Below are 21,803 nucleotides of genomic sequence, written 5' to 3' on the forward strand. Positions count from 1 at the left end.
TAAAGGCTGCACGGTTACAGGCGGGTGTAAGCACGGCTGACGCTGGACAACGCCTCGACCAAGCTTTGCACCGCTGCGATCATGGCTACTTCGCTATTGAGTTTGTTGATCGCCGAGCCGACACCAATACCCGACGCTCCCGCCGCGATCGCCATCGGAGCCGTAACGTTTGACAGCCCAGAAGCACACAGCACCGGCACATCGACAGCCCGAGAAATTTCGTAAGTGGCTGCCAGTGTTGGAGATGCCTTTTCAATTAGGCCCAGCGTACCAGCATGAACAGGTTGGCTGCTGGTTCCTCCTTCAGTTTGAAGGATATCTGCCCCTGCCTTTACCAGTGCTTCTGCTAATTGCACTTGTTGATCCAGTCGCAGCGTATGGGGAACCGTTACCGATAGCGTAATCGTTGGCAGCAGCAACCGAGTTTGCCGCGTCAATTCCAAGACTTCTACTGCATCAAATTGGCGTCCCTGGCTGTAGAAGGCATCGTAGTTGCCAATTTCAATTAGATCTGCTCCGGCATCCACTGCTCGCACAAATGCTTCAGGGTCGATCGCCGATACGCAAACTGGCAAATGAGTGAATTGCTTTGCCATCCGCACTAGAGCCGGATCAGCGGCAATGTCTACAAACGTGGCGCCGCCGCGATCGGCTGCTTTTACCGTTGCTGCAACCCGATCGGCATTAAAGTTCGTCAAACCACTAATAATTTTGAGCGCGTTTCCCTGCTTAAACGCTGTTTGAAGTTTGGGATGAATCATCATGGGTCTTTCCAAGGGTCAACAAATGAAGTCACTTCATTGTGCCACTGTTGGGAACCGGAGACTAGGGGAAGAGGAAAGAAGACAGGCTTTGAAAGCCGCGTCATTGTCTATGACAACGTACAGCGATTTACTTCTTGAAACCCACCTACTTCTGCTAGGGTATATAACGGTCTACCTTTGATTTCTTCGTATATGCGCCCGATATACTCCCCCAAAATACCAATGCTGATTAGCTGAACGGCTCCTAAAAAGAACACAACAATCACGATCGTGGCATAGCCAGTCAATGGAGAGTTAGGCGAAAACAGCCGCCAATATACTACTAAAATCGCCATTAGTAGGGCTATGGCGGCTGCTACCAGTCCCAAATAGGTAGAAAGCCGCAGTGGTACTCTGGAAAAAGACACCAGACCGTTGATTGCCAACCCCAGAGATTTGCGAAAGGTGTATTTCACAGGCCCGGCAAAGCGCGGATCACGATCGAAAAGAATCGCAGTTTGACGAAACCCTACCCAAGCCCGTAGACCCCGAATATATCGGTTGCGTTCGGGCATTGCATTAAGTAAATCTACTACGCGCCGATCCATGAGGCAGAAGTCGCCCGTGTCCGTAGGAATTTCTACATCTGCTAAATGCCGCAGCACGCGATAAAAGCCGTAGGCCATCAGTCGTTTGAACCAGCTTTCGCGATGGCGTTGGTTTCGTTGGGCATAGACGACATGAAACCCGCACTGCCACCGTTCCGCCATCTTTGGAATCAGTTCAGGAGGATCTTGTAAATCGGAATCCATGACAACAATGGCGTCGCCACGGGCAAAATTAAGACCGGCTGTCACAGCAATTTGATGACCAAAATTACGTGCAAAACTGAGATAACAAATGCGCGGATCACGATGATGTAAATCGCGAATCAACGACAGCGATCGATCGCGGCTACCGTCGTCTACAAATAGAATTTCAGCATCTCCATCGAGGTAATTTATAACTTGACTTAAGCGGCGATAAAGCTCTGGGAGATTGGCTTCCTCGTTATAAATTGGTAGAACAATAGAGTAGCGAGGACTCATGAATGGCTCCAAGTGAAGTTGAGAGTGAGGAGGGGTCGGGAGTCGGGAATAGGGCTTCTGGCGTTGGGTTTATCGAGTTATTTTTTAGCGACTACCGCTAGATTCCAAGCAAACCGTTTCATGAAGGGCAGTTTCTTCAAGACCTTATCTAGTGTTTCTAAACGCAAATATTCTTTTTCTAACCTTTGTTGTTCAACGATAATTTTTTTCCAATAACGCTCTTCATTCGGATTGACTCGCTCAATTAGATAAAACTGAAGAAAAATCCATAAAGAAGCGAGCCAAAATGTATCATATAGAGTTTGTGAAAACAGCGATCGAATGAAATCAACGATTTGAATATCGAGGGGCATTTCATCGGCGGTACGAACGTCTGTAGCCATGCGGCGATAGACGTTAATGATAGGATTATGCTTCAGTGGGTCCCAAAAGCAAGCGATTCCTCCTGGTTTCAGGACTCGGTGCATTTCCTGTAGTGTCAGTTTGGGGTCGGGGATATGGTGCAATAGATTAGAAGCATAGACGATATCAAAGGTATTATCGGGAAAGTCAATGGCCATTGCATTGATGACTCGTCCCTGGATGGTCACTTGGTTTGTTGCTGCCAGTTTCAGCGCCACTTCCACCATGCCTGGCGAATAGTCGCTCGCGACACAATTGGCTCCACGACTGGCAAAATAAACGCTATTTTCTCCGGCTCCACACCCCAAATCTAATAAGTATTTGCCGCGCACATCACCTAGATGCTGAAGAATGAAGCGATTTTCTGGGGCCGTGCAAGCTTCAAAATAGTCGCTGACCCGAATCCCTTCTACATCGATCGCGGCAGCCCAGCGATCGTGAAATACTTGTTCTTTTTTGAGGATTTCGTCTTGCATAGGAGTTTGGGCATCAACGATGGTTACTGAGGTTCAATGGCCTAATTAGGAGCATAGATTGTTTCACATTGCTATTTATCTCCCGTCCATGAGTTGGGCATGATGGGATGATCAACCGACAATGTAGGGGATTGTTGATTTAGAGTCAAGCGACTGAAGCTTTTAGAGCAAATCGCAATGGTAACTAAAGCTTTGGAAAAACAAATTCTAAAAATCGTGAAAGGTTTATAGCGTCAATTAACAACGTTTTTATGAATTTGTTAATTATTCTAAGATGATATTTAATTGAGAAAAAAATTACTTTCAAAATCCTTTTTAGGACTCTGGAAGCGACATCACCCAAACTCCTAAGGTAAGCCATGCGCCCAAGGTAATTAAGGTGATTGCCCAACCAATCGGATTTGTGTGCAACAAAGGATAGGTGACAACAACAAAGAAAGTGAAGAGACTAGATGCCACAACCTTAAGCATAGATTTCTAAGGACATCACACGAACAGGACAGCGTAGAGATCGTCCTAAATTCACTATTCCATAAGGAGGTGGCTGTATCCGGAAACCTAATCAACAGCATGGCGATTGTTAAAACAGGTTGTAGAAACAGGGGCGCAGCCATTCAGAGAATGCAATCGGTAAACTAAAGAAAGTTGGTGTAGTTGGTGTTGCTAATGGGATGGATGGATCTCATCAGAGTGTTTCGTAAATTGTAACTATCATTCGATAGCCGAGGTGGATACGCTTGCCGATCGAAGTATCGAAGCCTTATCTTTCGAGATTAAGAGAGAATAATTGCAGGGAATGCAGTTTAAATCATTTTTAGCAGCACATGACTCAATTTGATCACGCTCAGCCTATTACGGGACAATCTATCCATACAGCTTCTATAGCCTTCATATTTGATATGGATGGCACAATGATCGACAACATGGCGTTTCATCAGCAAGCCTGGCAGCAGTTTTTAACCAGCTTGGGAATTGAAATGACCAACGAAGAACTCGATCGCCACAACCACGGTACGATCACAGAGGTGTTGCGTCGCATCTGTGGAAATCATTTGACTGATGCAGAGGTAGTGGAATTAGGCAATCACAAAGAGCGGATCTATCGTGAGCTTTATCGCCCTCATCTCAAATTAATTGCCGGGCTACCAGCGTTTCTTGAACAGGCAAAGCAGCTTGGTATTCCGATGGCCCTTGCTACGTCTGCTGGTAAAGCCAATATTGATCTGCTGCTCGATGGATTAAAGCTGCGCTCCTACTTTGACACGGCTGTTGGCGGAGATGATGTAACGTTTGGCAAGCCGCATCCTGAGACGTTTTTAAAGGCGGCTCAACAGTTACAGCGTGCTCCTACACAGTGTCTTGTATTTGAAGATACGCTCAGTGGTGTTGAAGCAGCCCAAAATGCCGGTATGAAGGCAATTGCAGTCACAACGACCCTTCCGCCTGGAGCCTTTCAAGCGTACTCGAGTGTGCAACAAACGATCGAGGATTTCACCACGTTGCAGCCTAGTTCCTTACTGAAGCAATTTACTATGAACTGAACAAATAATTAGTTTTGGAGTCAATCTTCAAATTCTAAAACAATAGGTTAGCCACGTTTCAAATTCCTCTGCCGAGAGTAGAAGCGTTGTTCGACCTGTTTTGGCATCAAAAATATTCCAGTACACATGCCCCGATTCACTGATTGTTTTCCAAACAAAAGGAATGGTGGGTTTTGTTAGCGCAGTTTTTAATCGTGCCCAGCTTCGGCAAATCCAGGAAGTATTTTCAGACGACTGAATGTGCTTTAATGCTTCATCAGGAATTAGTTCAAGGGCTTGGTATACTGTCCAATTGGTCATTGATGCTACTCCATGTCCTGCTTTAAAATTCTCGATCGGACGATACCTCCTGTTAATCGCTCGATCGGCAGAAGTCTGGTTTACTGAAACACATCAATAAAAGTTGAGCGCTGGTTCATTAGCAAGCTCATCGGCAACAAAAAGCTCCACCTTGTCAACGCAGATAGAGCTTTAGAGGATAATTGCTTTTAGAGTCGCTTATCGATCGCGAGATTAATGGTGTCTATTGAGCCATGGCTAAAATTTGGGCTTATCGGTACTTCTTAAAAGCCAAAGTGACGTTGTGTCCACCAAAGCCAAACGAATTGGACAGTGCCACCTCTACAGGCAGGGATCGGCTTTGATTGGGAACATAGTCGAGATCGCAAGCTGGGTCAGGGTTGATGATATTAATAGTGGGCGGAACGCTGTCGTTTGCTACTGCCATTACTGTGGCCACAGCTTCAATGCCGCCTGATCCTCCCAGCAGATGTCCAGTCATTGATTTGGTCGAGCTAATGGCTGTTTGGTAGGCTCGATCGCCCAGCGCTGTTTTAATCGCGGTGGTCTCTGTTGAATCGTTTGTTGGTGTACTGGTTCCATGCGCGTTGATATAGCTGATCTGATCGGGCGTCACGCCAGCATCTTTCATGGCCAACTGCATAGCTCGGGCGGCTCCTTCACCACCGGGAACCGGAGAGGTGATGTGATAGGCATCGCAGGTCATGCCATAGCCAATAATCTCTGCATAGATCTTCGCTCCTCGGCTGAGGGCATGTTCCAATTCTTCCAAAATCAGGATGCCAGCCCCCTCCCCTAAGACAAAACCATCCCGATCGCGATCGAACGGACGACTGGCATGAGCCGGATCATCATTACGGGTAGACATGGCTTTGCAAGCACAAAATCCTGCCACCGATAGGGGGGTAACGGCCGCTTCTGTCCCACCACAGATCATGGCTTGGGCATAGCCCCGCTGTACCAACCGAAAAGCATCACCGATGGCGTTTGAGCCAGCCGCACAGGCTGTAACGGTGCAATTATTGGGGCCTTTGGCTCCAGTATGAATGGCTGTTAGACCAGCCGCCATATTGGCAATCATCATCGGCACCATAAAGGGACTACAGCGATCGGGGCCTCGGCTCAGATAGATTTCTTGCTGGTCTTCCATTACCTTCAACCCACCGATGCCCGTACCAATAATTACCCCAACCTGTTCTGCGTTGAGATCGGTGATGACCAATTTAGCATCCATCAAAGCCTGCTTACTGGCCGATACCGCAAACTGGGCAAATCGATCCATGCGTTTTGCTTCCTTGCGATCCATGTAGGCTTGCGGATCAAAGCCCTTCACTTCTCCCGCAATTTGGCAATCGTGCCGAGAGGCATCAAATAGGGTAATGGGGCCGATGCCATTACGACCTTCCAATAGCCCTTCCCAATAATCGGAGAGCGTGTTGCCGATAGGCGTGATTGCACCTAACCCGGTGACTACAACTCGCTTCAATCCAGAATCAGAACTTGTCATGACAGCAGTTTTAAGAGGGCTTTCACCCGAAACGCACAACAGAGGTGAGGTAAACAGAGAAAGTTGGGGGTTGGGAACCATCCGCACACAGGATCAAACCACCTTAAACAACGGTCTGTTTCTTAGCGAATCCCTAACCCCTAACCTCCATGATTAAGCGGCAACCTTATCTTGAATGTAATCGACAGCAGCCTGAACGGTGGCAATGCCCTCGGCAGCTTCATCGGGGATTTCAATATCGAATTCTTCTTCTAGCGCCATCACCAGTTCAACGGTATCGAGGGAGTCAGCCCCTAAATCGTTGGCAAAACTTGCTTCTGGAGTCACTTCACCTGGATCGACACTGAGCTGTTCCGCCACAATTTTTTTGACCTTCTCAAAAATCTCTTCCTTACTCATATGACTCTTCTTGTTTGGATGCAAATGCTGTGTAGGTCAGCCCAAGTGCCTCAGACCCTGTGTGGATGAGAGAAACCGCAAAGCTCCCGTCCAGATACCGAGCGATCGCAAGCGGGCATCTCTTCATCTTACGCTAAACCGTGACGGGATTAGCAAAAGGCGCTAGGGATTAGCACCAGACAGCGGTTTATCGGCGCAGAAGCCGCTAGTCCATTTCTGAGAGCTTAATGCGGGGATCAACTGCCTTAAGGGCGAGATCAGCCAACAAATTTCCCACAATCAGCATTACGGCTCCAATCATCAAACTTGCCATAACAACATATAAATCTTGCGCCTGAAACGCCTGCAAAATTAGTCTGCCCAGTCCTGGCCAGTTGAAATAGGTTTCGGTAATAAACGCACCGCCCAACAAGCTCGCAAACTCAAACCCGAGTAAGGTAATCAACGGGTTGACGGCATTGCGAAGGGCATGGACATAAATCACGCGGTTTTCCGATAAGCCCTTGGCTCGAGCCGTTTGAATATAGTCTTGACGCAACACATCTAGCAATTCGCCGCGCATCAACCGTTGTAACCCAGCAAAGCTAGTGATGCTGAGGGCCAAGGTTGGCAAGATCATGTGCCAACCGATATCTAAGATCTTGCCCAGTGGCGTTAAATCGGCATGGTTAATACTAGTCATGCCGCCGATTGGAAACAGCGGTGAAGTCAGTTGGGCAAAAAACAGCAGCAGCAAACCAGTAATGAGCGTGGGAAACCCTTGTCCTAAGTAGCTAATGAAGCGCAGCACGCGATCGGCCTGCTTATTTTGATGCACGGCTCCCACAATCCCCAATGGAATGGCAATAGCCCACGTCACAATCAACGACGAGATGGATAGCAGCAAGGTTGCGCCTACCCGCTCCCATAGCAGCGACGAGACTGGACGTTGATAAGCAAAACTAATACCAAAATCGCCCTGCGTCACCACTCTTGTTAGCCAGAGCCAGTATTGTTCAATGAGTGATTTATCCAACCCAAATTGCTGCCGAAACTGTTCGATCGTCTCCTGCGAAATTTGCGGATTTTCTAGATAGGTATCCAGATAATCCCCCGGAGCCAATTGAATGATTGAAAAACACAAAATTGAAGCCAATAACAGTGTCGGAATCGCTTGCAGCAATCGCTTCAGGGTGTAGCTGAACATGTCGCCAGTGATAACACGAGCGATCGAGTCCCTCAAAGATTGAAACCGTTGCTGAGTAGAAGAAGCGCGGGTAGAAGTCATTGACGGTTGGCAAGTGGAGGAAGTGCAAGGTTGGGAAAAGAGAGGCTAGAGAATAGGAGAGCGGGAAAAAGAGAATTTTTGATCTTGAATCTGAATCCTAATTGATTTTTCTTTTTTGCCTAAATCTCTACGCCTAACGCCTAGCCCCCGATTCCTAATATTGAACTAGCGTAACAATTGGAACGTCAGACGGCAGGCTTTTTCGTCCCTCTAAAAACGTTAGCTCGATGATAAACCCAAATCCAGCGATCTCGCAGCCAACCTGCTGCACAAGTTGGGCAGTTGCTCCGGCGGTTCCGCCTGTGGCAATTAGATCGTCTACAATCAGTACTCGGCTGGCAGGATGAAGCGCATCTTGATGAATTTCTAGGCGATCGGTGCCATATTCCAACGCGTATTCAACCGAGTAGACATCAGACGGCAGTTTACCGGCTTTTCGCACCGGAATGAAACCTGCGCCTAACTTGTAAGCCAGCGGAGTTCCGATGATAAAGCCTCTGGATTCCATTCCCAGCACGTAATCAATAGATGCATCAGCAAAATGGTCTGCCATTACATCTACTGTGTAGCGCAGTCCGTCTGGGTCTCGTAGCAAGGTAGTAATGTCCCGAAACAAAATACCAGGTTTGGGAAAATCGGGAATATCGCGGATCAGAGACTTCAAATCCATACAACTAGCGTGTGATTGCAGTAGAGGGTCGTAGCAATCCTACCAAAGCCAGGGGAGGTGGAGATTGGGGATAAGAAATTAGGGTTGAGAATTGAAGATTAATGTTTAATGCCGGAAAAATTATCGAACCAGCCTCGTCGTTTGAAGTAAAGAATCAATGCGCCTGCAATCGCTAGCATGACAATCCAACAAATTACGTAGGCGTAGGGTATTTCGAGTTCTGGCATGTTGCCTGGTAACTCCGGGTTGAAGTTCATGCCGTAGACCCCTGCAATAAACGTGAGGGGAATAAAGATGGTTGAAATAATAGTCAGAACTTTCATCACCTCGTTCATTTTATTGCTGATGGAAGATAAGTACACATCCATTAAGCTAGAGGCTAGTTCTCGATAGTTTTCAATAATTTCTAAGACTTGAACAACATGGTCATAGCAATCGCGCAAGTAAATTCGCACAGTATCACCCATCAGCGCAGTCGTATCTCGCAGTAGCGAATTGATCACTTCTCGCTGGGGCCAGATAGCACGGCGCAGACCTAATAAGTCTCGTTTCACTTGGTGAATTCGCTCTAGTGTGGCGCGAGAAGGATTATCAACCACGTCATCTTCTAGGGTTTCCAACTCCTCGCCGTAGGCTTCTAGAACCGGAAAGAACCCATCGACGATCGCATCAATCAAAGCATAGGTCAGGTAATCAGCCCCGTGCCGACAGATCATGCCTTTGTTAGACCGAATTCGCTCCCGAACTGGACCGAAGGGATCATAGTCCGGTTCTTCTTGGACGGTTAGCAAGTAGCGATCGCCCAAAATGAAGCTTACCTGTTCGCTAACGAAGCGCTTGCCATCTTCTTTGGGGGTCACCATACGCAGAACAATGAGCAATTGCTTGTCATATTCTTCCACCTTTGGGCGTTGAGGAACGTTGACAATATCCTCTAAGACTAGGGGGTGTAAGCCAAACACTTTGCCAAGTCGCCTCAGCACGTCTTCATTACCCAACCCTTGCACATCAATCCAAGAAACAGAGTCACTATCAAGGTAGGGACTGATTTCTTCAGGGGTATTCAGTTTAGAGCGGGTTGCACCTTCTTCGTTATAGTCAATCAGAAATAGAACAGGTGGAGCCGCATCGTCTTCAATTAGCAACGTACCGGGGATGCTTCCGGGTTCATTGTAAAAGTAATCAAAATAGTCTTCTTCCTCCACTTCGATCGGCAGGTTCATTGAAGCTTTAGAAGGCGGGTGGCTTGTTTCATTGGGCGATCGCAGCGGACGGTTCATCATAGATCTCGATTGAGTATCTCGGTTTAACCTGGTTTGACAAAAGAATCTAAACAGTTGTATGCAATTCTGACATCAATTCATGGAAGATGGTGTCGTGCCAATTCCGAAAATTAGAGAAATCAGGTGGCTGAGGAGATGTCCTAGTTGACCGACTTCACTCAGGCTCTTAAAGCCATCAACCTTCGCAGAGCGGCGATTAATCATAAGGGTAAGAAACACTCGTGATTCATTCTTACAGAAAATATTGACTCGCTCTTTTGGGGTCATGGCGTCTTATAGTGGAATTGCTGCTAATTCTTAATTGATTGTGAAAGCGATTACTCTGCTCGGCTCAACAGGATCGATCGGGACTCAAACCCTAGACATCGTGGCTCAGTATCCCGATCAGTTTCAAATTGTGGGACTGGCAGCCCGCAGCAATGTGGAATTGTTGACGCAGCAAATTCGGCAATTTCGACCTCAAATGGTGGCCATTTGTGACGAAACGCAGCTTCCTCGGTTGCAAGCCGCGATCGCCGATCTCACTCCTCAACCCCTGCTGTTGGCTGGAGAAGCCGGAGTCACAGAAGTTGCTCGCTATGGTCGCTCTGAGGTAGTAGTGACGGGGATTGTTGGCTGTGCCGGGTTATTGCCAACCATTGCGGCGATTGAAGCTGGAAAGGATATTGCCCTTGCCAATAAAGAAACGTTGATTGCGGGTGGCCCAGTGGTGCTGCCACTCGTGAAAAAGCACGGGGTCAAGCTATTGCCGGCCGATTCTGAACATTCTGCTATTTTTCAATGCCTGCAAGGTGTGCCTGATAAAGGGTTACGGCGGATCTTGCTAACAGCATCTGGGGGCGCGTTTCGAGATTTGCCTGTCGAGAAGCTATCTGGTGTCACCGTGGCAGATGCGCTCAAACATCCAAACTGGTCAATGGGGCGCAAAATTACGATCGATTCGGCCACACTGATGAATAAAGGGCTGGAGGTCATTGAAGCTCATTTCTTGTTTGGTATGGACTACGATCACATCGATATTGTGATCCATCCACAGAGCATTATTCATTCGCTGATTGAACTACAAGATACGTCGGTATTGGCGCAACTGGGCTGGGCTGATATGCGCTTACCGTTACTTTATGCTCTCTCCTATCCCGATCGCATTGCGACTAATTGGGAACCGCTGGATTTGGTCAAAGCGGGGACGCTGACATTCCGCGCTCCCGATCATCAGAAATATCCCTGTATGCAGCTTGCCTATGCAGCCGGGCGGGCGGGTGGAACAATGCCAGCTGTGCTAAATGCCGCCAATGAACAAGCAGTAGCGCTGTTTCTAGATGAGCGCATTGGGTTTTTGGATATTCCTCGATTAATTGAAACGGTTTGCGATCGCCATCACCCCCACAACCAATCGCAACCAACCTTAGACGACATTTTGGAAGCCGATCGATGGGCCAGGCAGGAAGTGCTGGTGTCCAGTCGTCAACTGGCAAATCAAGCTGTCTCTAGCCATCCAACCACGGTCGCCTCATGACACTTGCCTGATCCAGGTTCCAATCATAGGAATAGGGATTAGAAGGGAAACAGCATCTGGCATTGTCCCTTCTGTATTGGGATTAGTGCGTAGGATTAGGGTGGCAACTGAGAGGAGCTTCAACAAAATCTGAATAAAATAGGCTAGAGCGAAATAACTGTCTACTGTGACAGAGCAGATCACGTGTGAACGAGAATACAACGATAAGATTAGGATTGAGTTAAGTATAGAAGAGCGGATATTTGCCATACGCTTACGCAACCATCCGATTCCTCAACTTCAACCGCCAGGGTAATAGCAACGATCGGTTAACAGCGACCCATTCGCTGCGTTCGACAGTTCAAGGTTCGGCAACCGCATGTTCGGTGACTTTGGTTCAACGGCATTCGCCCCCGCTTTTTCTAAACTAGGTCTAAACTAGGGACGCATCTACTAGCCTTGCATCTACAACTAGGCTGTATGCATGACCCCGCATACTCTAAATGCCTAAGTGACTGCCTGAATCAAGCGCACGTGTCTCAGCGTCTGATTGTGACTGAATTTCGACGATACCAATGCAATCTATGAGTCGTTCAACTCCCCAGATCAACTCAAATCAACCTCTGGGCGGGCGCTATAAAGTGATCAACCAGTTAGGTGTAGGTGGGTTTGGTCGAACTTTCCTAGCTGAGGATCTGCATCTGCCAGGACATCCTCGTTGTGTAGTCAAACAATTAAAACCTCAGTTTCGCAGCGATGACACGTTGCAAATGGCGCGGCGCTGCTTTAATACCGAAGCAGAGGTGCTCTATCAGCTAGGTAATCATGAACAAATTCCGCGGCTGCTGGCTCACTTTGAGGATCAGCAGGATTTTTACTTAGCTCAAGAATTTATTGAGGGGGTTCCGCTCACTAAAGAATTAAAAGAAGGCCGACCTTGGTCAGAGGCGCGGGTCGTGGCACTATTGCAAGACATTTTGCAAGTATTGACCTTTGTTCATCAACAGAATGTGATTCATCGCGATCTAAAACCCTCAAATCTAATTCGACGCTCGACCGATGGCAAAATCGTTTTAATTGATTTTGGGGCTGTTAAGCAGGTTAGTACGGCAGTTTATGAACCGGACACCGGAGAAACAAACCTAACGATTTCGATCGGCACACAGGGCTACATGCCCAACGAACAACTGGCCGGAAAGCCACGGTTTAGCAGCGATATTTATGCGGTTGGAGTACTGGGCATTCAGGCACTAACGGGCATTCACCCAAAACACCTAATCGAAGACGAGAAGGGCGAATTGGCATGGCGGCATCGAGCTGGTCATGCGCATCCCGAATTAATGGACATCCTAGAACGGATGGTACGCTATGATTTCCGCGATCGATTTCCAACAGCCGTTGAAGCGCTGGTGGCAATGGAACAGCTACCTCCTGCTTTTAATACAGTTCCTCCCGCTTTCCATGCCCCACACTCAGAGGATTCCTTGGAAACAGATCTTACCTACCAATCACACCATCACTCACTGCCTCGGACAGAAGCCAGTTCGTCAGATTTGACAGTCACGGGTGAAGACGGCGCTTCGACCGCAATCTGGGTACAATCGTCATCTGAGCAAGCGGTCCCTTCAACGAACAGAACAGGCAACTTTGGTAGAACAGACGGCGCTGAACTGAATCTGGAATTCAGCGAAACTAGTTTAACGCAGGCGATCGATCGACCCCGTCGAGATCCCAACATTATGATCGAGGTTCCTACCAAGCTCCAAAAGCCAGCCCATTCGGTGCTGTGGATAGGGCTTGCCGCCGCCGTTGCGGCAATAACAACCTCGGTGTTGGTGATTGCCTTGCTGCCGCGCATGGGGCCTTGGATGCAAAATGCAGGTGGTCGCTCGCCCATTCCGTCGCCGTCAGAGTCTCCCGCTCCACCAGACTTATCCTCTACTAATGCCACCGAGGTGTATGACTATGCCAATCAGTTGATGGAACAGCAGCAGTACGAGACCGCCTTGTCGTTTTACGATCGCGCGATTGAACTGTCGCCAGATGACGCCGCTGCCTATGCCGGGCGATGCGAAGCGCTGAATCAACTCAATAGCCCAGAATCAGCCATTGTGGCTTGTAATGATGCGTTGGCCTATGAGCCTGACTCTGTTCAGGCGTTGTGGAGCAAAGGTAATGCCTTGCTGTTGCAAAATCGTACCTACGAGGCCCTGAGCTTATACGAAACCGTCACTGAAAAAGATGCCAAATTTGAGCCAGGTTGGGTGAAGCGGGGGGTGGCGCTGCAACGTTTGGGACGATCGTCCGAAGCCCTCGATGCCCTCGATCAGGCCATCGCCCTCGAACGAAATTCTGCCGAAGCTTGGAGCACAAAAGGGGAAGCCCTGGTAAATTTGCAGCGATATGATGAAGCGAGCATTGCCCTCGATAAAGCCTTGCAACTTCAAGATCCCAACGATCCAAAAACCATGGAACTGCGCCAGCAAGTCAGAGCTATTCTGAATCGATAACGATCGTTTCTGATTCAGGGTTTGCCTACTGTTTCCCTTTGCTTCTTAAGAGGGTTTTTAGCCAATTGCCAAAAACTTGCCGTTAAACTAGAGAGTGGCGTCTGGAAGAAAATGTAGATGGCAGACCAAATGGAAGCACGTGAATTAATGCGAGCCGCATACGAGAATCGGTATACCTGGGACAAAAACTTCCCTGGTTACACAGCTGATGTCACCTTCAAACGCGGTCAACAAACCAATACTGGCAAGGTGCGCGTCAATCCGAATCTCAGTGTTGAAGTATTAGACGTGGCGGATGAGCAAGTTAAGCAAGAGATTTTAGGTCAGTTGCAAGAAATTGCGATTCACCGAGTGCGTCGCTCGTTCGATGAGACTCATGGCAAAAATACCTTTTCCCTTGGCAAAACCGATGAGACGGGGGCTGTCGAAATCCTCGTAGGTGGTAAATCCGAAGGCGATCGCTACAAAGTGCGCAACAACGAAGTGTGTATGGTGCATCGTCACATTCATGGGGTTGTTGTCACCATCAACACCTTCAGTAGCCATGACACTGGCGAAGGCTATTTGTCCCATCGGTATGATTCGATCTATCACGATCCTAAAACGGGTGAGCAGAAAGCACCCCAAAGCGACTTTGAAGATAATTACCAAAAAGTTGGAGACTACTTCATTCTGACGCAACGCATCATCTGTTCTGGTGAAGAAGACGAAGAAACAACCGATTTCAGCTTCTCGAATATCAAGTTGCTGCAACCTGCTGTTGTGTCCTAATTTCGCCAGTCCTGTTTGCACTCCGTAAGGGCAGGTGATTTGCCCTTACCAATGGGTTCTAAGCAAGGCAAGAAACGTTAAGATGAGGATACTAGGGCGATCGGGTTCCCTGTCAAACGCTCCATTTTATACAATTGAGTGTTAACTAAGTGTCAACGTGAATTTCCACCAGTGAATTATGCCTCAAACCATGGAACTCACTTCTGAAAACGTCGAAAAAGTTTTAGACGAACTGCGACCTTACCTAATGTCCGACGGCGGCAATGTGGAATTGGTTGAATTGGATGGCCCCATCGTGAAGCTGCGCTTGCAGGGAGCTTGTGGTTCTTGCCCCAGTTCAACTATGACCCTGAGAATGGGCATTGAGCGCAAGCTCAGAGAATCAATTCCAGAAATTGCCGAGGTTGAGCAAGTGCTGTAGGCAAATGTTGTAGCTCCATCGATCGGTGCTATCGCCAAAATCGGATAGGAACTCTACAAGTGCCTCCATGTCGAATCGTCTCTTTTTTTTAGTAGAGATTGGTAATCTGTGTTGAACCATATAGAGTTGAGAACAGGGAAAGCAGCGATGTTTTCCCTGTTTGTCTTTCTGCTTAGGCTGGTTGTAATTTCCACGCGAGTCATCTCTTGTCACGATCCTTGTCGCTATGTCCTATCCTCTTTACGTTGCGTTCATTTGGCATCAACATCAACCTCTGTACAAAAGTTATCTCGATGGTGAATACCGCCTCCCTTGGGTACGACTGCATGGCACGAAAGATTATCTCGATTTGGTGTTACTGCTAGAACAGTTTCCTAGACTTCATCAGACGGTCAACCTAGTTCCTTCATTGCTGTTGCAGATCGAAGATTACGTCGCAGGAACAGCCTTTGATCCCTACTTGTCAGCCGCCTTGACTCCCACGGAAGCACTGCAAATTGGGCAAAAGCAGTTCATCGTTGAGCATTTCTTTGATGCCCATCATCGCACCATGATTGATCCTCATCCGCGCTATGCCGAACTCTATGAACAGCAACAACACAATGGGAAAGCGTGGTGCTTGGAACACTGGAGCTTACAGGACTATAGCGATTTACTGGCGTGGCATAATTTGGCCTGGTTCGATCCGTTGTTTTGGCAGGATGCGGAGATTGCTTGTTGGTTAGAGCAGGGCAAGAACTTTACGCTTAGCGATCGACAACGCATTTATTCTAAGCAGCGAGAAATTCTGAGTCGCATCATTCCCCAGCACCGCCGAATGCAGGAAAACGGACAACTGGAAGTGACCACCACCCCCTATACACATCCCATTTTGCCGTTGTTGGCTGATACCAACGCTGGACGGGTGGCTGTACCGCAAATGACCCTGCCCACCCAGCGATTTCAATGGCCCGAAGACATTCCACGCCATCTCCGCAAAGCCAAGCACCTGTATCGCAATTGGTTTGGTTGTAACCCTAAAGGGCTTTGGCCATCCGAACAGTCTGTGAGTCCTGCCATTTTGCCCGATATTGCCGAACAAGGATTTCAGTGGATTTGTTCAGATGAGGCTGTCTTGGGCTGGACATTACAACACTTTTTTCACCGGGATGCGATGGGTACCGTGATGGAACCGGAGTTGCTCTATCGCCCCTATCGGCTGGAAACTCCACACGGCGATCTGGCGATCGTGTTTCGGGATCACCGCATTTCAGATCTGATTGGCTTCACCTATGGCAACATGCCTCCTCGTCAAGCGGCGATCGATTTGGTGGGACAACTAGAAGCCATCAGCCGCACGCTAAAGTCTCGGCAATCCGGCGGCGTGGCGCTCGATCGCCCTTGGCTGGTCACGATTGCCCTCGATGGCGAAAACTGCTGGGAATACTACACCCTCGATGGCAAACCCTTCTTAGAGTCGCTCTACCAAATTCTGAGTGAGCATCCCAGCATTCAGCTAGTGACAGTTTCTGAGTATTTGGATAAGTTTCCACCGACTGAAACCTTGCCCAGCCATCAGTTGCACAGTGGTTCTTGGGTAGATGGGAGTTTCACTACGTGGATTGGTGATCCGGTGAAAAATCGCGCCTGGGATCTACTGACCGAGGCTCGGAAAACGCTAGATGCCTGTCCGGAAGCGACCGAGGAGAATAATCCAGAAGCGTGGGAGGCTCTCTATGCAGCCGAGGGATCAGACTGGTTTTGGTGGTTTGGTGCCGGACATTCGTCTAACCAAGACGCTATGTTCGATCAACTTTTCCGAGAACACTTAATGACGCTCTACCGAGCATTGAATAAGCCTGTTCCTGATTCAGTGCGCCGCCCCGTTGACGATCGCATCATACCAGCCGATTGCCGTCCCTCTGGGTTCATCCACCCAGTCATCGATGGACAGGCCGACCCACAGGACTGGGATCGAGCCGGGCGAATTGAAGTAGGTGGTTCTCGAGGTACTATGCATCAAAGCACTGCCATTCAGCGGCTATGGTACGGTGTAGATCACCTGAATCTGTATTTACGAGTTGATTTCAAGACAGGAGCAAAACCGGGTGTTTCTTTGCCATCAGAACTGCATCTATTTTGGTTCTACCCCGATCGACCAGTGGCTATCAGCCCAATCCCCCTAGAAAACCTACCAAATACTGCCCCGCTTAATTATTCCTATCATCATCATTTGGGGATCAACTTAATGACTCAATCTGCCTGGTTGCAAGAGGCCGTAGAGAGCAATCAATGGCATTCGCGCATGACTCGCGCCAATGTGGCGTTTGGGGACTGCCTAGAGGTATCCATTCCTTGGGCAGATTTGTCTACCGTTGAACCGGATTGGTCCTTGCGGTTGTTAGTCATTCTGGCAAATAACGGTAGTTATCAAAATCATGTGCCAAATGATACACTGATTCCTGTGGATGTCCCATAGTGAATAACGTCGATATGCCCGTATTCTAGACATGCCGAATACAATGCCGGATGCTAACCTTCTGCTAGTGTTTGAGTGAGTTTGTATTGGCATCGATTCGCATCGAACCGATGTGCTTGAATGAAGCAAGCCTTGGGGATGATTTGCAATTGGGTGCATTCACGGCAAAAAAGATTGTCCCGTAATTTCTACGGCACAGTCGGGTCAGCCCATCCCCATCCCGTACTATTTATGAGAGCCTCTAATGAAAAGGAGCTAGATGGTGACGATAGGATCAGAGCTACCTCCCGGAACACTCATCGATCGGCGCTATCAAATTCAGCGTGTGTTAGGACGAGGCGGCTTTGGCAGAACGTACCTAGCCTCTGATCAGCGGCGATTCGGCGAACTCTGTGTTCTGAAAGAGTTCGTCCCCAAAAATCAAGGCGATTCGGTCGTAGCCCAAAAACTGCATGAACTGTTCCAGCGAGAGGCGCAGATTTTACATCAACTCAATCATCCGCAAATCCCCAAGTTTTTTGCTGTGTTTGAGGAAAACGATCGTCTATTTATTGCTCAGGAATATATCAACGGCAAAACCTATTGGAAGCTTCTGCAAGAGCGGCAACAACGGGGAATTGCCTTCAGCGAAATGGAGGTATTTTGTTGGTTACGGCATTTGCTGCCGGTCTTGGACTATCTGCACAAGCAAAACATTGTGCACCGAGATATCTCTCCCGATAACATCATGCTGCCGCGTCAAGGGCGATTGCCTGTGTTGATTGACTTTGGTGTGGTCAAGCAAGCGGCCCCACACTGGTATGAAATCAGCACCATCAATCCGGATGGCTCGGTGGAAGCGTCGGTGTCGGTCGGGAAATTGGGCTATGCGCCCTATGAGCAGATTCGCATTGGGCAATGTTCTCCTCGCAGCGATCTATACGCCTTGGCGGTGACAGCCGCTGTGCTGTTGACGGCTAAAGCACCCAACTCGTTGATTGATCCGAAGTCACTGGAATGGCGGTGGCAGTCGTTTGTCAAAATTCATCCCACTTTTGCAGCCATTTTGGTGAAAATGATGGCTGAAAAGCCACAGGATCGCTATCCCTCTGCCCGAGCCGTCTTGGAAGAATTAGATGCCTTCGGAAAACAGTTAGCGCGATCGCGGCGGCCAACCGCGCACCAGCCTAAACTTGAGCGAGCGAGAACCACGCTATCTCATTCCGTTCGCTCTAAAGAGGCAACTGCTAAAGCCCTACTCCTAGAATCCACTCGTTTGGAGAAACCCGTTTTAGCTGGGGTGTCATCCCGACCAGCACAAGCCCAAACCGGTAGTGCGGTTACTTCCCACCCCCCATACCCTGGGCAGGGTTTTGTGGCTCGACCCGTTGCCGTTTCGTTCTCGGGTGCGGCTCAGCCAATTCGAACGCACAATCAGGCGACGACCTTAATCCTGCCCCCTTCAGGAATCCAGACATCGGTAAAATTACTTGCGGATACACCAGCCACAAAGTTGACAGTTTTAACGGGGGCAGCGTCAAACAAAGCAGCCAGTCGCTTCCTTAAACCAACCTGGATAGTGAGCTTATTCACGCTGGTGTTGCTGGGTAGTGTGGCACTTGGGGTGCAATCTCCACAAATTATGGCGCTGTGCCAACCGCTTAATATATGCGCGGACTCACTAAACTATGATCAACTTCTTCGCAACGGTGAACAGGCTAAACGGCTCATTAGCAGGGCGAAGAATTTAGAACAGTTAACGATTGCCCGCGATCAGCTCGCTGAAACGGTTGCACAGTTAACCACCCTTTCAACCTCCCCACCCGGCATGCGGGCTTCAGCAGGCACACTTCCCTCAATGCCAGATCTAGAACCACAACTGCTATCCTACCGGGAAACCCTCAGCCGCGTGGAGCAACGTCTGGAAAAAGAAAAACGCGCCACTGAGTTGTTGAATCGGGCTGGGACGGAAGCCCAAACCGCTGAACAGCAAACGAACGGTGCCACCACGTTACCACAGCTAACGGCCGCTCGCTCGCAGTGGCGAAAAGCCCTAGCCACCTTGAGCGCTATTCCAACCTCTACTTATGTGGCTGATCAAGCTGTCGATCGAACCCGACAGTATGCTGCTCGGTTACAAACTGTGGATCAACAATTAGCGGCTATCAGTCCTGAGATTGAGCCATCCGCTGCGCCCCTGATGTCCTCTGCAAAACCTGCCGTTACGTCGGCTTCACCCGTAGCAGCAGCGGCAACCCCATCGCCGCTGCCTACTGCCCCAATTTTGGCATCACCCCCCGTGATTGAAGACACCTCTCCCACTGGTATCATTCCTGTTAAACCCGCTGCTCCGATGGGTGCTACCGATATTCCGCCTTCTAATCCAGCCCCCGAATCGCCTGCTGCTCAACCAGCGCGATCGTCCCCATCCTCGACTGCCACAACTGTAGCTGTAGTGCCGTCTCCACGTCGCGAGTTACCTGCTGCCATGAATCGCTTTCTCAGTGTCACCCAACCCATTACTTCAACACTGGCGGGTATAGCACCCGGTCGGGTTAGCTTGATAGCTGCTCAAACAGTCGATGACGTCTCGGTTCGTCTGGACGGAGCACGAGTCAGTACCAGAGGCACGTTTGTGGCAAACCTTCAAGTCGAAAACCGCAGCGATCGATCGTTTGGTTTTGTGCCGCTGTTTGTGGAAGTTCGCGATGCCAACGGACAGCCCGTGGCGTCTAGACTCCGGCTCAATAGTTCTGGTGATGGTATGGTTGCACCAGGTGAGACGCTGCAGGGAGAAGTTTATTTGCTCGATCGCTACTGGAATACAACTGGCTCTCAAGATCTGACGCTCGTGATTCGGGAAGGCACTAGTGGCAACCGCAATTTTCACGTTCATTTTTAGGAGCAAAAACTTAAGGGAAGGTCAGAACTCTTACCCTCCCTTCCTAATCTTTAATGGTTCAGCGATGTTCAGCATAAAAATATTGGCATGGCTGCATCGAGCTATGAATCGGACTGCGTCACCCTGACCCTAGCTTCCCCAACCGGGTGAGGGAACGATCGATCCAGCGCTCTGTCTGCCCCCAAAGTGAGAAGGGGTGGGGGACGAGGGCAACTCCGATGTGAATGCAGCAACGCCGAAATACTCTAAATCGCTGCTCCAGACAAAGCTTGGCTCATCGCCGCTTGTAAAAGTGCGGCTTTGTCGGTTTGCTCCCAGGGTAGCTCTAGATCTGTGCGACCAAAATGACCGTAAGCCGCGACCTCTTGATAAAACCGACCGCCTCGTTCAGCTGGCAATCGCGATAAATTGAATGTTTGAATAATGCCAGCAGGACGCAGTTCAAAGTGCTGTTTTACCAGTTCCAGTAGCCGATCGTCATCGATTCTACCGGTGCCGAAGGTGTCAATCATGATGCTTACGGGACGGGCCACCCCAATCGCATAACTCAGTTGAATTTCGCACTTTTCGGCTAAACCAGCTGCCACAATATTTTTAGCCACATAGCGGCAGGCATACGCTGCACTACGATCGACCTTTGTAGGGTCTTTACCTGAAAAGGCTCCACCTCCATGCCGCGAATAACCACCGTAGGTATCCACAATAATTTTTCGCCCGGTCAGCCCGGAATCGCCTTGCGGACCACCCACTACAAACTTGCCAGTGGGATTGACCAAAAATCGCGTGCGGGCATCGGGTTTAATGGTGATATCTGCAAAGATGGGCTGTACCACCATTTCCCACAGGTCATCCTTGATCTTCGCCTGTACTTCAGCCGGATCGATAATGGCATCGATCGTAGCCGTATGTTGAGTCGAGACTAAAATTGTATCAATACCAACGGGCTTACCATCTTCATAAATCACCGTCACCTGTGTCTTTCCGTCGGGGCGTAGGTAGGGAAGCTGCCCAGTTTTACGAACCGTGGCCAAACGCCGCGAAATACGATGCGCCAAGCTAATGGGTAAAGGCATCAGTTCAGGCGTTTCGTTGCAAGCAAAGCCAAACATCAACCCTTGATCCCCAGCACCAATGCGATCGAGTTCTTCATCACTCGCTTGCTCGCGGGCTTCATGGGCTGCATCTACCCCTTGAGCAATGTCAGGAGACTGTTCATCTAGGGCAATCAACACTGCACAACTTGACGCCGCAAAGCCGTTATTGGAGTCTGTATAGCCAATCTCCGCGATTTTTTGGCGCACCAAGTCAACGTAATTCACTTGGGCAGACGAGGAAATTTCTCCTGTAATCAATACTAACCCCGTATTGACTACCGCCTCAGCCGCAACCCGGCTTTTGGGATCTTGAGATAAAAGAGCATCCAGAATTGTATCGGAGATTTGATCACAAATTTTGTCGGGGTGGCCCTCAGTAACAGATTCAGATGTGAAGAGATAGCGACGAGACAAGGAAAGAACCTCTCTACTTACACTAAAGGAGCAATTTTAATAAAACCTAGAGTTAAGAATGGAGAATACCACAGTTCTGCCCC

Annotated in this window: 19 protein-coding genes; 7 read left to right on the forward strand and 12 right to left on the reverse strand. The window is 49.0% G+C overall.

From position 1 onward, the window contains the following. Positions 1–14 precede the first annotated feature (14 nt). The 4 genes from OXH18_RS17180 to OXH18_RS17195 all read right to left on the reverse strand — a co-directional run bounded on the left by OXH18_RS17180 (position 15) and on the right by OXH18_RS17195 (position 3,180). The gene (locus OXH18_RS17180) at positions 15–764 is read right to left on the reverse strand and encodes a DUF561 domain-containing protein (RefSeq protein WP_268608340.1); all 750 of its coding nucleotides are present in this window, start codon (positions 762–764) and stop codon (positions 15–17) included. Positions 765–871: 107 nt separating this feature from the next. Then, a complete protein-coding gene (locus tag OXH18_RS17185) occupies positions 872–1,831 on the reverse strand; it encodes a glycosyltransferase family 2 protein (RefSeq protein ID WP_268608341.1) in 960 nt (319 codons plus the stop codon). A gap of 77 nt (positions 1,832–1,908) precedes the next feature. Beyond that, positions 1,909–2,709, reverse strand: coding sequence for a class I SAM-dependent methyltransferase (locus tag OXH18_RS17190; RefSeq protein ID WP_268608343.1), 801 nt, complete (start codon positions 2,707–2,709; stop codon positions 1,909–1,911). A gap of 315 nt (positions 2,710–3,024) precedes the next feature. Next, positions 3,025–3,180 (reverse strand): hypothetical protein, encoded by a 156-nt coding sequence (locus tag OXH18_RS17195; protein WP_268608345.1) that lies wholly within the window; start codon positions 3,178–3,180, stop codon positions 3,025–3,027. Between the two features lie 353 nt (positions 3,181–3,533). Between OXH18_RS17195 and OXH18_RS17200 the strand changes: the two genes are divergently transcribed. Continuing rightward, entirely contained in the window at positions 3,534–4,250 is a 717-nt protein-coding gene (locus OXH18_RS17200) for an HAD family hydrolase (protein ID WP_268608346.1), read from the forward strand. A 27-nt stretch (positions 4,251–4,277) separates the two neighbouring features. Here the strand turns inward: OXH18_RS17200 and OXH18_RS17205 are convergent, their stop codons facing one another. The 7 genes from OXH18_RS17205 to OXH18_RS17235 form a co-directional block, all read right to left on the reverse strand. Further along, positions 4,278–4,550 carry a hypothetical protein gene (locus OXH18_RS17205; protein WP_268608347.1) on the reverse strand — a complete coding sequence of 91 codons (273 nt, stop codon included), beginning with the start codon at positions 4,548–4,550 and terminating at the stop codon, positions 4,278–4,280. A gap of 250 nt (positions 4,551–4,800) precedes the next feature. Further along, entirely contained in the window at positions 4,801–6,057 is a 1,257-nt protein-coding gene (gene fabF / locus OXH18_RS17210; protein ID WP_268608349.1) for a beta-ketoacyl-ACP synthase II, read from the reverse strand. A gap of 153 nt (positions 6,058–6,210) precedes the next feature. Further along, positions 6,211–6,456 carry an acyl carrier protein gene (gene acpP, locus OXH18_RS17215; protein ID WP_268608351.1) on the reverse strand — a complete coding sequence of 82 codons (246 nt, stop codon included), beginning with the start codon at positions 6,454–6,456 and terminating at the stop codon, positions 6,211–6,213. A gap of 205 nt (positions 6,457–6,661) precedes the next feature. After that, entirely contained in the window at positions 6,662–7,642 is a 981-nt protein-coding gene (locus OXH18_RS17220; protein WP_315874748.1) for an ABC transporter permease, read from the reverse strand. A gap of 235 nt (positions 7,643–7,877) precedes the next feature. After that, on the reverse strand, positions 7,878–8,393 hold the full coding sequence (locus OXH18_RS17225; protein WP_268608355.1) for an adenine phosphoribosyltransferase: 516 nt from the start codon (positions 8,391–8,393) through the stop codon (positions 7,878–7,880). Between the two features lie 98 nt (positions 8,394–8,491). Beyond that, positions 8,492–9,616, reverse strand: a complete 1,125-nt coding sequence (corA, locus tag OXH18_RS17230) for a magnesium/cobalt transporter CorA (protein ID WP_315874749.1) — start codon at positions 9,614–9,616, stop codon at positions 8,492–8,494. 132 nt (positions 9,617–9,748) lie between these two features. Then, positions 9,749–9,943: a hypothetical protein gene (locus tag OXH18_RS17235; protein ID WP_268608357.1), complete on the reverse strand. Its 195-nt coding sequence runs from the start codon at positions 9,941–9,943 to the stop codon at positions 9,749–9,751. Between the two features lie 40 nt (positions 9,944–9,983). Between OXH18_RS17235 and dxr the strand changes: the two genes are divergently transcribed. From dxr to OXH18_RS17265, 6 genes are all read left to right on the forward strand, one after another. Further along, entirely contained in the window at positions 9,984–11,192 is a 1,209-nt protein-coding gene (gene dxr / locus OXH18_RS17240; protein ID WP_268608359.1) for a 1-deoxy-D-xylulose-5-phosphate reductoisomerase, read from the forward strand. Positions 11,193–11,755: 563 nt separating this feature from the next. Beyond that, a complete protein-coding gene (locus OXH18_RS17245; protein WP_268608361.1) occupies positions 11,756–13,681 on the forward strand; it encodes a protein kinase domain-containing protein in 1,926 nt (641 codons plus the stop codon). Positions 13,682–13,798: 117 nt separating this feature from the next. Next, positions 13,799–14,452 carry a DUF3386 domain-containing protein gene (locus OXH18_RS17250; RefSeq protein WP_268608363.1) on the forward strand — a complete coding sequence of 218 codons (654 nt, stop codon included), beginning with the start codon at positions 13,799–13,801 and terminating at the stop codon, positions 14,450–14,452. Between the two features lie 190 nt (positions 14,453–14,642). Next, positions 14,643–14,873 carry a NifU family protein gene (locus OXH18_RS17255; RefSeq protein ID WP_290428464.1) on the forward strand — a complete coding sequence of 77 codons (231 nt, stop codon included), beginning with the start codon at positions 14,643–14,645 and terminating at the stop codon, positions 14,871–14,873. A 226-nt stretch (positions 14,874–15,099) separates the two neighbouring features. Continuing rightward, a complete protein-coding gene (locus OXH18_RS17260) occupies positions 15,100–17,331 on the forward strand; it encodes a glycoside hydrolase (RefSeq protein WP_268608365.1) in 2,232 nt (743 codons plus the stop codon). Positions 17,332–17,590: 259 nt separating this feature from the next. Continuing rightward, positions 17,591–20,212: a serine/threonine-protein kinase gene (locus tag OXH18_RS17265; RefSeq protein ID WP_268608366.1), complete on the forward strand. Its 2,622-nt coding sequence runs from the start codon at positions 17,591–17,593 to the stop codon at positions 20,210–20,212. A 245-nt stretch (positions 20,213–20,457) separates the two neighbouring features. Here the strand turns inward: OXH18_RS17265 and metK are convergent, their stop codons facing one another. Continuing rightward, positions 20,458–21,720 carry a methionine adenosyltransferase gene (gene metK, locus OXH18_RS17270; RefSeq protein WP_268608367.1) on the reverse strand — a complete coding sequence of 421 codons (1,263 nt, stop codon included), beginning with the start codon at positions 21,718–21,720 and terminating at the stop codon, positions 20,458–20,460. Between the last annotated feature and the right edge of the window lie 83 nt (positions 21,721–21,803).

This window comes from Thermocoleostomius sinensis A174 (assembly GCF_026802175.1).
Taxonomy (GTDB): domain Bacteria; phylum Cyanobacteriota; class Cyanobacteriia; order Elainellales; family Elainellaceae; genus Thermocoleostomius; species Thermocoleostomius sinensis.

What these genes read in the sequence shown, in the direction of transcription:
- OXH18_RS17180 (WP_268608340.1), bottom strand. Translation starts at nt 764, where the DNA reads ATGATGATTCATCCCAAACTTCAAACAGCGTTTAAGCAGGGAAACGCG.
- OXH18_RS17185 (WP_268608341.1), bottom strand. Translation starts at nt 1,831, where the DNA reads ATGAGTCCTCGCTACTCTATTGTTCTACCAATTTATAACGAGGAAGCC.
- OXH18_RS17190 (WP_268608343.1), bottom strand. Translation starts at nt 2,709, where the DNA reads ATGCAAGACGAAATCCTCAAAAAAGAACAAGTATTTCACGATCGCTGG.
- OXH18_RS17195 (WP_268608345.1), bottom strand. Translation starts at nt 3,180, where the DNA reads ATGCTTAAGGTTGTGGCATCTAGTCTCTTCACTTTCTTTGTTGTTGTC.
- OXH18_RS17200 (WP_268608346.1), top strand. Translation starts at nt 3,534, where the DNA reads ATGACTCAATTTGATCACGCTCAGCCTATTACGGGACAATCTATCCAT.
- OXH18_RS17205 (WP_268608347.1), bottom strand. Translation starts at nt 4,550, where the DNA reads ATGACCAATTGGACAGTATACCAAGCCCTTGAACTAATTCCTGATGAA.
- fabF (WP_268608349.1), bottom strand. Translation starts at nt 6,057, where the DNA reads ATGACAAGTTCTGATTCTGGATTGAAGCGAGTTGTAGTCACCGGGTTA.
- acpP (WP_268608351.1), bottom strand. Translation starts at nt 6,456, where the DNA reads ATGAGTAAGGAAGAGATTTTTGAGAAGGTCAAAAAAATTGTGGCGGAA.
- OXH18_RS17220 (WP_315874748.1), bottom strand. Translation starts at nt 7,642, where the DNA reads ATGTTCAGCTACACCCTGAAGCGATTGCTGCAAGCGATTCCGACACTG.
- OXH18_RS17225 (WP_268608355.1), bottom strand. Translation starts at nt 8,393, where the DNA reads ATGGATTTGAAGTCTCTGATCCGCGATATTCCCGATTTTCCCAAACCT.
- corA (WP_315874749.1), bottom strand. Translation starts at nt 9,616, where the DNA reads ATGAACCTGCCGATCGAAGTGGAGGAAGAAGACTATTTTGATTACTTT.
- OXH18_RS17235 (WP_268608357.1), bottom strand. Translation starts at nt 9,943, where the DNA reads ATGACCCCAAAAGAGCGAGTCAATATTTTCTGTAAGAATGAATCACGA.
- OXH18_RS17245 (WP_268608361.1), top strand. Translation starts at nt 11,756, where the DNA reads ATGAGTCGTTCAACTCCCCAGATCAACTCAAATCAACCTCTGGGCGGG.
- OXH18_RS17250 (WP_268608363.1), top strand. Translation starts at nt 13,799, where the DNA reads ATGGCAGACCAAATGGAAGCACGTGAATTAATGCGAGCCGCATACGAG.
- OXH18_RS17255 (WP_290428464.1), top strand. Translation starts at nt 14,643, where the DNA reads ATGGAACTCACTTCTGAAAACGTCGAAAAAGTTTTAGACGAACTGCGA.
- OXH18_RS17260 (WP_268608365.1), top strand. Translation starts at nt 15,100, where the DNA reads ATGTCCTATCCTCTTTACGTTGCGTTCATTTGGCATCAACATCAACCT.
- OXH18_RS17265 (WP_268608366.1), top strand. Translation starts at nt 17,591, where the DNA reads ATGGTGACGATAGGATCAGAGCTACCTCCCGGAACACTCATCGATCGG.